At 47.6% G+C, this 14,048-nt stretch carries 9 protein-coding genes; 3 read left to right on the top strand and 6 right to left on the bottom strand.

Annotated features, from left to right (window positions below; translation table 11 throughout):
* Positions 1 to 123: 123 nt before the first annotated feature.
* Both SG35_RS16690 and pyrD read left to right on the top strand, forming a co-directional pair.
* A complete protein-coding gene (locus tag SG35_RS16690; protein ID WP_044831618.1) occupies positions 124 to 4,968 on the top strand; it encodes an NAD-glutamate dehydrogenase in 4,845 nt (1,614 codons plus the stop codon).
* Positions 4,969 to 5,248: 280 nt separating this feature from the next.
* Positions 5,249 to 6,259, top strand: coding sequence for a quinone-dependent dihydroorotate dehydrogenase (gene pyrD / locus SG35_RS16685; protein ID WP_044831616.1), 1,011 nt, complete (start codon positions 5,249 to 5,251; stop codon positions 6,257 to 6,259).
* A gap of 78 nt (positions 6,260 to 6,337) precedes the next feature.
* On the opposite strand, the gene asnB is transcribed toward pyrD, so the two are convergent.
* Positions 6,338 to 8,002 (bottom strand): asparagine synthase B, encoded by a 1,665-nt coding sequence (gene asnB / locus SG35_RS16680; protein WP_044831615.1) that lies wholly within the window; start codon positions 8,000 to 8,002, stop codon positions 6,338 to 6,340.
* Between the two features lie 505 nt (positions 8,003 to 8,507).
* Here asnB and SG35_RS16675 point away from each other — a divergent pair.
* The gene (locus SG35_RS16675; protein WP_084692566.1) at positions 8,508 to 9,224 is read left to right on the top strand and encodes a substrate-binding periplasmic protein; all 717 of its coding nucleotides are present in this window, start codon (positions 8,508 to 8,510) and stop codon (positions 9,222 to 9,224) included.
* Between the two features lie 4 nt (positions 9,225 to 9,228).
* Here SG35_RS16675 and SG35_RS16670 read toward each other — a convergent pair whose 3' ends face one another.
* The 5 genes from SG35_RS16670 to SG35_RS16650 form a co-directional block, all read right to left on the bottom strand.
* A complete protein-coding gene (locus SG35_RS16670; RefSeq protein WP_044831614.1) occupies positions 9,229 to 9,453 on the bottom strand; it encodes a hypothetical protein in 225 nt (74 codons plus the stop codon).
* The gene (locus tag SG35_RS16665; protein ID WP_044831613.1) at positions 9,446 to 10,129 is read right to left on the bottom strand and encodes a M15 family metallopeptidase; all 684 of its coding nucleotides are present in this window, start codon (positions 10,127 to 10,129) and stop codon (positions 9,446 to 9,448) included. The genes SG35_RS16670 and SG35_RS16665 overlap by 8 nt, the downstream gene beginning before the upstream one ends.
* The gene (dapE, locus tag SG35_RS16660; RefSeq protein WP_044831612.1) at positions 10,126 to 11,295 is read right to left on the bottom strand and encodes a succinyl-diaminopimelate desuccinylase; all 1,170 of its coding nucleotides are present in this window, start codon (positions 11,293 to 11,295) and stop codon (positions 10,126 to 10,128) included. Before dapE ends, SG35_RS16665 begins: the two co-directional genes overlap by 4 nt.
* Positions 11,288 to 11,638 (bottom strand): Spx/MgsR family RNA polymerase-binding regulatory protein, encoded by a 351-nt coding sequence (locus tag SG35_RS16655; protein ID WP_044831611.1) that lies wholly within the window; start codon positions 11,636 to 11,638, stop codon positions 11,288 to 11,290. The genes dapE and SG35_RS16655 overlap by 8 nt, the downstream gene beginning before the upstream one ends.
* A 751-nt stretch (positions 11,639 to 12,389) precedes the next feature.
* The gene (locus tag SG35_RS16650; RefSeq protein ID WP_044831610.1) at positions 12,390 to 14,015 is read right to left on the bottom strand and encodes a M28 family metallopeptidase; all 1,626 of its coding nucleotides are present in this window, start codon (positions 14,013 to 14,015) and stop codon (positions 12,390 to 12,392) included.
* Positions 14,016 to 14,048 lie beyond the last annotated feature (33 nt).

Here is a 14,048-nt window from a genome sequence, read left to right as displayed (position 1 = left end):
GTACTGCCCTAAAAAAACACTCGCAATAGCCTAACTTTCTTAATAAAATCGCACCCATGGTCTATCTTGATAGACGAGTTTCATAATAATTATTTTAAGCGTTTTATCCAAAAGGAAAACGGCATGGCGTTAGTAGACGGTTTACCCTCAGTAATACTTAACAACGTAGCGAAATTAATACAGCAAAAAGTCCCCGAAGAATCCTCTTCTCTAGTAGAGCAGTTTTCAGATCTCCTATATGGAAATATCTCAAACCTTGATCTGGCCCATCGCAATGACAGTGATATGTATGGCGCCACATTAAGTTTATGGAATTCACTCAATGGTCATGAAGCCGGCTCTCCTGTGATTAAGGTGTTTAATCCCCAGGTTTCAAAACACGGTTGGAAATCCAGCCACACCATTATCGAAGTTATCGTCGAAGATATGCCATTTTTGGTTGATTCCATGCGTATTGCGCTAAATCGCCTGGGCGTGTCTCCGCATTTAATGCTTAATTGCCCGATGAAAGTCGTGCGCGATAAGAAGAATCAAATTACTACCCTGGCACCGGCATCGAATAAATCGTTGAAGTCGGCCGTTGTCGAAACAGTATTTTTCATTGAAATTGACCGCCAGACCGAGCAGGATGTTATCGATAATATTGCCGTAGAACTACATTCAGTGGTGAGCGATATTTCCCTGACGGTGACCGACTGGCAACCTATGCTTAAGCGCCTCAAAGAAGTTACCGCAGAACTTAAAAAAGGCAAACAACCTTGCTCCAAGCAAGAGCGCGAAGATGCGCTGGAGTTTTTAAACTGGATTGCCCAGGATCATTTTACCCTGATGGGTTACCGCTCTTATGACGTCACTGAGCTCAAAGGGGATACCGCCCTAGAAGCCAATGTCGACTCCAGCCTGGGTTTGATGAAAAACTCCAACGGCACTAAGCAGCGCTTGATTTCTACCTTAAGCGAGTCTGCCCGTGAAATTGCCCTGGGCGAAAATTTACTGATTTTAACCAAAACCAACTCCCGCTCGCGGGTGCACCGTCCGGCGCACCTGGACTATATCGGTATCAAGCGTTTTGATGCTAAAGGTAAGGTCGTCGGTGAAGAGCGTTTTGTCGGTTTATTCGGCTCGGCTTATTACACCAACAGCGCCCTGGACTTACCGTTAATTAAGTCCAAAGTAACCGCCGTTTGTGCGGCATCGGGTTTTGCCGAAGGCACACATGCCTACAAGTCTTTGATTAATATCTTAGAAACTTACCCGCGTGATGAAATCCTGCAAGCCAATACCGATGTCTTGCTGCAAAATGTCTTGGGTATTTTGCAAATGCAGGAGCGTGATTATTCCGGCTTGTTTATCCGCCGTGACGACTTTAACCGTTTCTATTCCTGTATGGTTTATGTGCCGCGCGAGCGTTATAACACTAAGTTACGTATAGAAACTCAGGCCTTGCTGCAAAAAGCGTTTGGCAGCGATCAGGAAGTTGAATTTACTACCTACTTCTCTGAATCGGTACAGGCAAGAACCCACTACATAGTCCGGGTCAAAAACACTAAAGCAGATATTAATGTGAAAGAAATTGAAAAGAACCTAAACGAAGCTGCCCGCAGCTGGGACGATAAACTGGCGGATGCCCTGAACTCCCATAAAGGGGAAGCAAAAGGTAAAGCATTAAGCCGTAAATATGTCAGCTTCCCGCAATCTTATAAAGATGAGGTTCTGCCGGGCACCGCCATTGTCGATATTGAAAAGCTAGAAGCCTTATCAGCCGATAATGCCCTGGAAATGTTGTTTTACCAGCCGCAGGAAGAAAAGTCCGGCAGCCGCTATGTTAAATTAAAACTGTTCCATAAAGGCGAGCCGCTGCACCTTTCCGATGTATTGCCTATGCTGGAAAATTTTGGTTTGCGTGTTATCGGTGAAAGCCCGTATGCGGTTCGCACCTCTGAAGGGGAAACCTGCTGGATCCTGGACTTCTCAATGTTGCTGACCGGCGATCGCAGTTTTGACCTGCAAAAAGTCCAGTCCCTGTTCCAGGATGCGTTTGCCCGGGTATGGAGCGGTGCGTTAGAAGATGACGGTTTTAACCGCTTGATTTTAGGCGCCGGTTTAGGCGGGCGTGAAGTCTCCATCTTACGTGCCTTTGCCAAATACGAACGCCAGATCGGCGGTACTTTCAGTCAAAGTTATATTGAAGATACCTTTGCCCGTTACCCGAACCTGGCAGAGCTTTTGATCACCTTGTTTAACAACCGTTTTGATCCGAAAGCGAAAGTAAGCGCCAAGGCGGAAACCAAGCTGGCGGAAGAAATTGAGTCTTCTTTAGATAATGTTGCCAACCTGGATGATGATCGTATCATTCGCCGCTTTGTCGAAATGATCCATGCCACCATACGTACCAACTACTTCCAGCAAGATGCGCAAAAACAGGATAAGTCTTATATTTCCTTTAAGATCTTGCCGGAGCAAATTTCTGAAATTCCTCAGCCGGTGCCTGAATTTGAGATCTTCGTTTATTCTCCTCAGGTCGAAGGCGTACATTTACGTGGCGGTAAGGTTGCCCGCGGTGGTTTGCGCTGGTCCGACAGGCGTGAAGATTTCCGTACCGAAGTGTTAGGCCTGGTAAAAGCCCAGCAGGTTAAAAATACCGTGATTGTGCCTGTGGGCGCCAAAGGTGGCTTTGTTTGTAAACAGCTGCCTGCCGGCGGTAGCCGCGCTGAGATTTTTGAAGCGGGTAAAAAATGTTACCAGACCTTTATCCGTGGTTTGCTTGATATCACTGATAACATAGTTGCCGGCGACATAGTCCCGCCGCAAAATGTTGTCCGTCACGATGAAGACGATGCCTACCTGGTTGTTGCCGCCGATAAAGGCACGGCAACCTTCTCGGATATCGCCAACGGTATTGCCGAAGAATACAACTTCTGGCTTGGTGATGCCTTTGCGTCCGGCGGCAGTGTCGGTTATGACCATAAAGGCATGGGTATTACGGCCAAAGGCGCCTGGGAGTCGGTTAAACGTCATTTCCGTGAAATGGATATCGACTGTCAAAGCACAGATTTTACCTGTGTTGCCATAGGTGATATGGCCGGGGACGTATTTGGTAACGGTATGTTGCTTTCCAAGCATATCCGCTTGCAAGCCGCCTTTAACCATATGCATATCTTTATCGACCCGACACCGGTAGCGGCAACTTCTTATGTTGAACGTGAGCGCTTGTTTAATCTGCCGGGTTGTACCTGGGAAGACTACAACAAAGAGCTTATTTCAGAAGGGGGCGGGATCTTCAGCCGCTCGGCCAAGTCGATTAAGTTAACGCCGCAGATCAAGAAAATGATCGGCACGCAAAAACAAAGCATGGCGCCAAACGACCTGATGCAGGCCTTACTGAAAATGCAGGTGGACCTGCTATGGAACGGCGGCATCGGCACCTATGTTAAAGGTTCATTGGAAAGCCATTTAGAAGTGGGCGATCGTGCCAACGATGCCATCCGTATTAACGGCAGTGAGCTGCAGGCGAAAATCGTCGGTGAAGGCGGTAACTTAGGTTTAACCCAGCTTGGACGTATTGAAGCGGCGGCCAACGGTACCCGCTTAAATGCCGACTCGGTGGATAACGTCGGTGGTGTTGACTGCTCGGATAACGAAGTTAATATCAAAATCTTGCTTAACGGCCTGGTACAAAGCGGTGATTTAACCACTAAGCAGCGTAACCAGTTATTGTTTGATATGACAGACGATGTTTCTGAAATCGTACTGGAAGACTGTTACCGTCAGACTCATTCACTGTCTATTACCGCGATGCGCGGTGCGACTCAGTTAAAAGAGCAGACCCGCTTTATTCATGAGCTTGAAAGAGCCGGTAAATTAGATCGTGCGTTAGAGTTTATCCCCAACGACGATGAAATTGCCGAGCGTCTGGCACAAGGCAAAGGGTTTACCCGTCCTGAGCTGTCGGTATTGCTTGCCTACAGTAAAATGGTGCTCAAAGAGCAGCTGGTATGTCCGGAAGTCACCGAAAACGCCTATCATAACCGCTTATTGATCCAGGCATTCCCGAAATTACTTCAGGATAAATACAGCGAGCAGATGCAAGATCACCCGCTGCGCGCCGAGATCATCGCCACTAAACTTGCCAATAAAATCGGCAACGATATGGGCTTTAATTTTATTAACCGCATGCACGAAGAAACCGGTGCCACGGTTGCTGAAATTGCCAACTGTTATGTGATGGCCAGTGAAGTCTTTGACCTGCCGGCTTCATGGGAAATGATTGAAAGCCTGGATAACAAGATCTCTACCTTAGTGCAGACTGAAATGTTATTCCAACTGCGCCGCACAGTGCGCCGGGCAACACGCTGGTTCCTGCGCCACAGAAACAAGGCCTTGGATATTGCACAAACCATCGCTTTCTATCAGCCGACCTTCGAGAACATGACGAAGAATCTGCATAAGATGATGATAGACGATGAAGTAGCTCAGCTGAAGCGGGTTGAAAATGACCTGGTGCAGGCGGGTGTGCCGAAGAAAATTGCCTTGCGTATTTCTCAGTTAAGCACCTTGTTCTCGGTTATGGATATTGCCGAAATTGCCGCAGCAGACGGCCGCTCTATCGAGTTTGTTGCCGAGCTTTACTTTAAACTTGGCGCACGCTTACAGCTGCACTGGTTCCTGGATCAGATTACCCGTCAGCCGGTTTCCAACCACTGGCAGGCACTTGCCCGGGCATCTTTCCGTGAAGAGCTGGACTGGCAGCAACGCTCACTGACTTCTGTGGTGCTGCATATCGACACAAAAGGCAAAGATTCAAGTGCTATGCTGGACTTGTGGTTTGAGCAAGGGGCACAGCCGCTTGAGCGCTGGCAAAGCATTTTGGCTGATTTTAAAACCAGCCAAACCCATGAGTTTGCCAAGTTCTCAGTTGCCCTGCGTGAACTGATGTTATTGAGTTTACACGGCGATACCATTAATTAAAGAAAACTAAAAATCCCCGCATTGCGGGGATTTTTTTTGCCTACAGGGATGTAGGTATGTCGCGATCGCAGGATGCGAAAGAGTGACGAGATACAGGGATGTATTTATCCTGCGGTTATGGAGATGAAGAAGCAGGTTGTAAAACTTTTTATAAAAATATCGGCCGAAAGTCAGGCCGGAATATTTCATATCAGGCAATACCCTGACTTTGATTTATTTTGTAGCAAAGGAATTGCTACACTAAAACTGTTCAACTTATTTATGCTGTTAAAGGAGCACCATGTTATATCCCGCAATCCGCAAGTTACTGTTTAAATTTGACCCCGAAACCATTCATGAACTTACCATTAAAAGCCTGAAATCTACCGGAGCGACGCCGTTAAATAATTTCTATAAGCAAGCGGTGGCCGATAAACCCGTCGAGGTGATGGGGTTAAGGTTTCCCAATCCTGTAGGCCTGGCGGCTGGACTGGATAAAAACGGTGAATGTATCCGGGCCTTTGACGCCATGGGCTTTGGCTTTGTTGAAATAGGGACAGTAACACCGAGACCACAGCCGGGTAATGACAAGCCGAGAATTTTCCGTCTTGAGCAGGCCAATGCCATTATTAACCGCATGGGTTTTAATAATAAAGGCGTGGATTACCTGGTGGATCAGGTGCGCAAGGCCGATTTTAAAGGCGTTTTGGGTATCAATATCGGTAAGAACAAAGATACGCCGGAAGAAAAGGCCAAAGACGATTATCTTTTCTGTATGCGTAAGGTGTATCAACATGCCAGTTATATCACCATCAATATCTCTTCACCGAATACTCCGGGGCTGCGCTCGTTGCAATATGGTGAAGCGCTGGATGAATTGTTGTCATCTTTAAAAGATGAGCAAAAAATATTAGCGGAGCGCTATGGCAAATATGTGCCCGTTGCCGTGAAAATTGCCCCGGACTTAACCGAAGAAGAAATTGTTTCTATCGCCGAAAGCCTGATGAAAAATAACATTGATGGCGTGATAGCAACCAATACCACTTTAGCCCGGGATCAGGTCAGCCACCTGGAGCATGGCAATGAGCAGGGAGGCTTAAGCGGCGCGCCGGTTAAGGAGAAGAGCACAGAAGTTATCGCTCAGCTGGCCAAGGTACTTGACGGTAAATTACCTATTATCGGCGTTGGCGGTATCGCCAGCGGCGCAGATGCTGTTGAAAAAATCCGGGCAGGGGCGTCATTGGTGCAGGTTTATACCGGTTTTATTTACCAGGGACCTGAGCTGATCAAAGATATCGTCCAGTCTTTATAACCAAGCGAGTTATGATGACTAAATAAAAAAGCCGGTTACTTCTCAGTAACCGGCTTTTTTTATTCGGGAAGTATGCGATTAGTAGCTGTCGTTGTGTACGCTCAGTACCGCACGGCCTGACGGATCCGCCATCTTGCTGAAACTTTCATCCCAGGCTAAAGCTTCTGCCGTGCTGCAGGCCACCGACTTGCCGCCGGGCACACACTCTGCTGCCGAAGGCACAGGGAAGTGCTCTTCAAAAATGCTGCGATAGAAATAGGCTTCCTTGGTATCCGGGGTATTGACCGGGAACTTAAAGGCGGCACTTTCCATTTGCTGATCGCTGACCTGGGCTTCGACAAATGCTTTCAGGCTGTCAATCCAGGAGTAGCCGACACCGTCGGAGAACTGCTCTTTTTGACGCCACAAGATTTCTTTTGGCAGGTAACCTTCAAAAGAAGAGCGTAAAATACCTTTTTCCATTTTGCCACTGCCGCACATTTTATCTGCCGGGTTCAAGCGCATGGCAACATCCATAAAGTGCTTATCTAAAAACGGCACCCGGGCTTCTATGCCCCAGGCCGACATGGCCTTGTTGGCACGCAGGCAGTCAAACATGTGCAGTTTGCTCAGTTTGCGGTTGGTTTCCTCGTGAAATTCCTGTGCGTTTGGCGCTTTATGGAAGTAGAGGTAACCGCCGAAGATTTCATCGGCTCCTTCGCCGGATAGCACCATTTTAATACCCATGGCCTTGATTTTACGCGCCATCAGGTACATAGGGGTTGAAGCCCGCACTGTGGTCACATCATAGGTTTCCAGGTGATAAATCACTTCTTTGAGTGCGTCGATACCTTCCTGCTCGGTAAAGTGGATGGTATGGTGCACGGTACCGATACTGTCGGCGACCTTTTGTGCCGCTTCCAGGTCAGGTGAACCTTCAAGGCCAACGGCAAAAGAATGCACTTTTGGCCACCAGGCCTCAGATAAGTCGTTTTCTTCAACCCGGCGGGCGGCAAATTTCTGCGTGATAGCCGATACCAGGGAAGAGTCCAAACCGCCGGATAATAACACCCCGTATGGCACATCTGTCATCAAATGGCTTTTTACCGACTCTTCCAGGGCATGGCGTAAGTCATCTTTGCTGGAAGTGTTATCGGCCACCGCACCATACTCGTGCCAGTCGCGGATATAATATTTTTTCAGCTCGCCGTCTTTACTGTCGAGGATATGTCCCGGAGGGAATTCGCTGACGGTTTTACAAATCGGCATCAACGCTTTCATTTCTGAGGCGACATAAAAGTTACCGTCTTCGTCATGACCGGTATATAAGGGGATAATGCCCATATGGTCGCGGGCTACCAGGTAGCTGTTGTCGCTTTCATTGTATAAGACAAAGGCAAACATGCCCTGAAGGTGATCGACAAAGTCGCTGCCGTATTTTTCATACAGCGGCAGGATCACTTCGCAGTCAGAGCGGGTTTGAAATTCATAATCGCCGGTATGAAGTTCAGCGAGTTGTTTGTGATTGTAGATTTCACCATTAACGGCCAGCACGTGATTTCGATTTCGATTGTATAAAGGTTGCGCGCCGTTTTCGGTATCAACAATCGCAAGACGTTCGTGAACTAAAATTGCGTTGTCATTATTGTAAATGCCGGACCAGTCGGGTCCGCGATGTCTAAGTAACCGAGAATACTCTAATGCTTTGGGCCGAAGGGCCGCGGCATCAGTCTTTATATCTAATACACAAAATATGGAACACATTGAAGTGTTACTCCTTTATACAATCATTTAATCGAAATCATGGTCCGCAGAAAAACTGAGTGGTACTGCGGATTTTGGCCACTCAGGGTTTAAAAGTGGTTTTTAAGTTGAAAGTTTTCAGACAAAAAAACAACGGACAGCTAGCCGTCCATTGAATTCACTTTGCCAGTTCTGTCGGAAAAATCAATAGCAATTTGTACTATTTTTACAGAAATTAGTTAAAAAGCTCTATTTTTAAAAAATTAAGTAAAGTTAAGTAAATTGCGGACGGCCAATCGTATTACTTTTTTCAGGAGTTAAGGCATGTGCTGTCCGGTTGCCGTGGTATCCATCCCTTTTGAAAGAAAATAACACGTCTTTATCCTGTTAAAGCCGGGGCAGGAGATAAGCAATCCTTGTAATAATTACCTGGGTATACCAAGATATCTATCAAACTCAGTTTGCCGGCGGCAAGTTTTATTCGCACAGCTATTGAGAACCTGAACAGAAGCGGGAGAGCAGCATAATGACAAGGAGTTTTATCTTATTATTGTCTGTTGTCCCCTTATTGGTTTATTCGGCGACTGAGGAAGCTTTGGCACGATTGCAGGTGGTAACAGAAATATTGCCGCCTTATCAGTACATTGAGGAAGATAAACAGATAACCGGCCTGGCTACACAAAAGGTGAAAGCCTTGTTTTCCGCCTTGGAGTTATCTCCTCAGATCCTGGCGATGCCCTGGGCAAGAGCCTATAAGATAGCGCAAACCAAACCCGACACCCTGATTTACTCTATTGTCAGGACGCCTGAGCGGGAATCGCTATTCCAGTGGATAGGCGTGCTGCTCTCGACCAAGACCTTTTTAATAGCCCTGCAAGAGCGCAGTGATATCGTGATCAATAGCCCGGCGGATTTAAATAAATATCGTATAGGGGTCAAACGTGACGATGTGGTGTATCAGCACCTGAGCCAATATCCGTTATCCCGGCAAATGGTCTTTTTGCCCGAAACAGAAACTACCCTGAAGATGCTGATAAAACAAAGGATCGATATTATCGCCGCATCTCCCGTACACCTGGATTTTATGTGTAAAAGGCTGGACTGCGACTCTTCAGATTTTCGCTATCTCTATGAATTAAAAGATCTCAATAATGATTTTTATCTGGCGGCCAGTAACACAACTTCAAAAGAGACAGTGCAGCTGCTAAGGCTGGCATTAGCTGCCCTTGAAAAGGGCAAATAAGCGCTTAATGCTCAACCTCTGATGGGCTCCTGGCCTCTGAATGTGGTTTGCTTTGCCCCATGCTCGGCATCTGATGTGATGTTTTATTGGTACGGGGCAGGGTTTCCTGCAGATCATTTAAGCTTTTTTTGCGCAGCGGCGTTTTGGCATTTCGGCGTACGGTACTGAAATTACCGATGATAATAATAAAAACGATGGCAATAATGCCGATAATCAACCAGTTATCCAAAATTTACCTCGGTGACGTTAATAATATATTGTTGATAAAGTTGCGGCAGCAGATCAAGTATTGTTTGCTGGCCTGAAATTTCCTGCCCGGCAAGTGTTTTTGTCAGCAATTCCAGGGTGAACATTTGCTGGCATTTATTTGCCAGCGGCGCATAGGATAAATGCCAGGGTTCGGTGGCGACACCGCCCCTGTCTTTATCGTAGGGGAAATAGAAACCATAATCCCTGCTGTTCTGCTCAAGCCATAGCGTTAACTCGGCAAAAGGACCATGCTGCTGGTATTCCCAGGGGTCGAGTTGTAGCTTTTGCCCTTGTGCTAGCAGGTTATCGGCATAGATGTCGATATCTGTGCCCCAGTGATGGCGGCTGGCGCCGGGCAAGGCGGAAAAGCGCATAATGGCATAAATACGCGCTTCATCGCTGAGATTTTGCAGGGACACTATATTATTGTCATCATCTTTCACCGCCAGCTCACCGGAAAATTTACGGTTCCAGATACTAAGCTGGCGGGAGAAGCTTCGAAAACCGCTGGCAATGGTGAGATTAAAGCCGGCCTCTTTTGCTGCCTGTTGCATTGCCCGCCAGGCGGGCAGCATTTCCCTGTGTATACCCGGGCCTTGCTCGAGGAAATGTATATGCGAATCAGTTTGTCCGGTAAGCTGTTTTTCGTTCATCATGATGCCAGGACATTTACCAGGGTCTGATAATAGATCTCGGTCAGCTGTTTTAAGTCTGCGCAGGACACACATTCATTAACCTGGTGTATGGTGGCGTTGAGCGGTCCCAGCTCTATCACCTCGGCACCCGTCGGGGCAATAAAACGTCCGTCTGAGGTGCCGCCAGAAGTAGACAGCTCAGGCTCGCGGCCGGTTGTCCCTTTAATGGCTGTGGTTACCGCATCCAGTAAAGCACCCGGCTTAGTGATAAAGGGCTTGCCGTTAAAGGTCCAGTTAATGTCATAATCAAGCCGGTATCCGGTTAAGATGGCATTGATTTTTTCCATGATCCGCTCAAAATCAAGCTCGGTACTGAACCTTAAGTTAAACCAGGCAGTTAATTGCCCGGGTACGACATTGGTGGCGCCGGTGCCCGATTGGATATTGGTTAACTGAAAACTGGTTTCTGGAAAATAATCATTGCCGTCATCCCAGTGGCTCTCGCTGAGCTCGGCCAGGGCTGGCATTGCCTGGTGGATCGGGTTATCGACATGTTCGGGATAGGCAACATGTCCCTGTTTGCCGCGGATCACCAGTTCTCCGGAAATGGAGCCGCGGCGGCCGTTTTTCACGACATCGGCAATTTTCGCCGAGCTTGACGGTTCGCCGACGATACAATAAGTCATTTTCTCGTTGCGCGCTTCCAGGGTGTCTATGACCTTAGTGGTGCCGTTAATAAAGGGGCCTTCTTCATCACTGGTGATCAAGTAGGCAATGGAGCCCTGATGATCCGGGTAGTCCCGGACAAAGCGCTCGGTGGCTACTATCATCGCTGCCAGAGAGCCTTTCATATCGGCGGCGCCGCGGCCATAGAGTAAATCCCCTTTAATGACAGGCTCAAATGGCGGGGTATGCCATTGTGCTAACTCTCCGGCGGGCACGACATCGGTATGACCGGCAAAGCAAAAGACCGGGTTTGCTTTGCCCCGGCGTGACCAGAGGTTGGTGGTGTCATGAAAGACCATGGTTTCATTGGCAAAACCCAAAGCTTGCAGGCGCTCAGCCATTAACTGCTGGCAGCCGGCGTCATTGGGTGTTACCGACTCTCTGCTGATCAACGCTTTGGTTAATTCAATCACCGCTTCAGATGTTTTTTCTTCTGCAGCTGTCGCCCCTGTGTTAGGCATTGTCAAACAGTTCCTGATAGCTGGCGTCTTTAAAACCTAAATGCAGCTGGCCGTTAATGGCCAGTAGCGGACGTTTCAGCAGGGTAGGCTGCTCCATGACTGCCTTAAACATATTTTCTTCGGTGAGGTTGTCTTTAATTTCTGCAGGCAGGTTGCGAAAGGTCGTGCTGCGTTTATTGAGTAAGTTGGCCCAGTCGCTTTTTTCAACAAATGAGGTTAACAGTTCTGGTGTCAGCTGCTGTTTTTTAAAATCATAAAAGGTGTGGTCAACATTGTTTTGATTTAACCACTTCAGGGCTTTTTTCACGGTGTCGCAGTTGTTTATACCGTATATTACTGTCATTTTTTTACCTTTATATTCTTCAGTTTTTATTGTTGTTGCCGGGGTATAGGCTATGTGGCAGCAACATTCATTTTAATAAGTGCGAAATTACATTTAAGCGCGATGCGTATATGGCTGGCATACTAGCATAACTTTGATTTTCCATAAATCCGCAAAGTTAATAATCCAGATAATTCATTTTGGCGAGTTATTTAACCCTAGGCAGCCAGGAGGTGAGTAGTTGCAAATCGATAACTGGCGCTGTCAGTTTAACAACTCCTTCCGTTCTTGGTTTGACGTACCATACATTTTCTTATGTTTACCTGGTTTGCGACGAAAAATCATAACGGTTTTCCATATCGCATCTTGCATATCTTAACAGTCATGAACATCATGGAGATCGGCTTTTGTTTAAGTAGAGCAGCGGTTTACTCACATCCAGCTCAATCCCTTGATGGGGGCCGGCAATAAAATCAACATATTGACGGATATAGCCTGCTTGATGCCTCAACGAGTAATGATTTTCAGGGCTTTGGCCGTTTATCTTTTGCCGTTGAAAACTAATGGATAAGTATCAGGTCGGTTATTCTAGCCCGATAAGCTTTTGGCTTGGAGGATTGAGGGGAGTTAGTATTAATCAGCCTTTATGCTGGTTCAGTAAGGCTGTTTAAAAACACTTCAGTTCTTGGCAATATCTTCAGTTGGTGGCTAGATAGCCCGCACTATCACAGAAGGAGCTCTATTATGGTGCGGGCTGATATTTGCTTAAAAATTACTGGCGTTTAAACTCAGAGGTTTTACTCCAGTTTGGCCACTGGCCGTCGACAGAGAGCTCGTAACCAATATCAAAGAACAATTGCATATCCTGCACTGCACCGGATAAATCCCAATCGCTTGAGTATTCGTCGCATAAGTTGTGATAACACTTCTTCAATTTAGCATCTAAGGTTTCGCGCAATTTTGCCGTTGCTTCATCGGCCGGCTGTGCGCCACCTTTGGCGTATAATGCCGGGATACCGATATTGGCGAAAGCGAAATGATCCGAGCGGTAGTAGATGCCGCTGGCCGGGCGCGGATCGCCGGAAATGATGCGGTCTTGCTTAACGGCTGCTTTGCTCAGGTAATCATCAAGCTGGGATTGTCCCAGGCCGTATACGGCAACATCTTTACTTTTACCGTTAACGTTAAGGGCATCCATATTGATGTTGGCGACTGTGTTTTGAGCGGGGATCACCGGATTGGCGGCATAGAATTTAGAACCCAACAAACCTTGCTCTTCAGCCGTTACCGCTAAAAAGGTAATGGAACGCTCAGGAACCTTGTCCAACTTGGCGAAAGCTTCGGCAACTTCAATCAGTGCCGCGGTACCGGTGGCATTATCAACCGCGCCGTTATAGATTTGATCGCCTTCTTTGCTTAAGTCTGTGCCCAGGTGATCCCAGTGAGCGCTGTATAAAATGTGCTCCTGTGGTTTTTTCGAGCCGGGCAGGGTGGCAATAAAGTTGTTGGAAACCGACTTTTTGATGGTGTTGTTTACCGTGACCGAGGCGGTTAGCTCGCCCATGTCAACATTAAAGCTGCCTTTGGCGGCTTTGGCTTTGGCATCGGTAAAGTCTAAGCCGGCCTTAGTGAATAATTCCTGTGCCACCTCAGTGGTCACCCAGCCTTCAACGGCGACGCGGTTCATGTTCAAATCATCACGCTGGAAACCAAACTGCGGGCCTGACCAGGAGTTTTTCACTACATTCCAGCCGTATGAGGCCGGTGCGGTTTCATGGATGATAATGGCGCCTTCAGCGCCCTGGCGGCTGGCTTCTTCGTATTTATAGGTCCAGCGGCCGTAATAGGTCATGGCATTACCGGTAAACAGCTCCGGGTTTTGTGTGGCATAGCCGGGATCGTTCACCAGGATCACGACGGTTTTGCCTTTAACATCCAGTCCCTGGTAGTCATTCCAGTTATATTCCGGTGCGTTAATACCGTAACCGACGAATACCAGCTCAGAATCTTTTAGCTGAGACAGCTCGGTGATGCGGCTGCTGCCCATCACCATGTCGGTGCGGTACTGGTAATCTTTACCGCCGATAGACAACACCATATCGGTTGAGGCTTCAATAGAAACCAGCGGTACTTGCTGCAGGAAGCTGTCGCCGTTGCCCGGCTTAAAGCCTATGGCTTTAAACTGCTCGGTCAGGTATTCAAGGGTGAGTTTTTCACCTTCGCTTGAAGGGGCTCGGCCGCCGAATTTGTCGGAGGCCAAGACTTTCACATGGTCTGCCAGTTGCTGGGCGTTGATGCTGTTGTAACTGTTGTCAAAAGCGTTTGTCGGCTCTGTGCCGGACATGCAGCCGGTTAATGCCGCCGTGCCGATAAGCACTAATCCTTTTATTTTATTCATGGAAATAATTCTTATTAGAAAAATCGAGGGCTG

The sequence above is a fragment of the Thalassomonas actiniarum genome, from assembly GCF_000948975.2.
GTDB classification, from domain to species: domain Bacteria; phylum Pseudomonadota; class Gammaproteobacteria; order Enterobacterales; family Alteromonadaceae; genus Thalassomonas; species Thalassomonas actiniarum.
The sequence above is the reverse complement of the archived record's forward strand: the minus strand, read 5'-3'. Positions and strand labels throughout refer to the sequence as shown.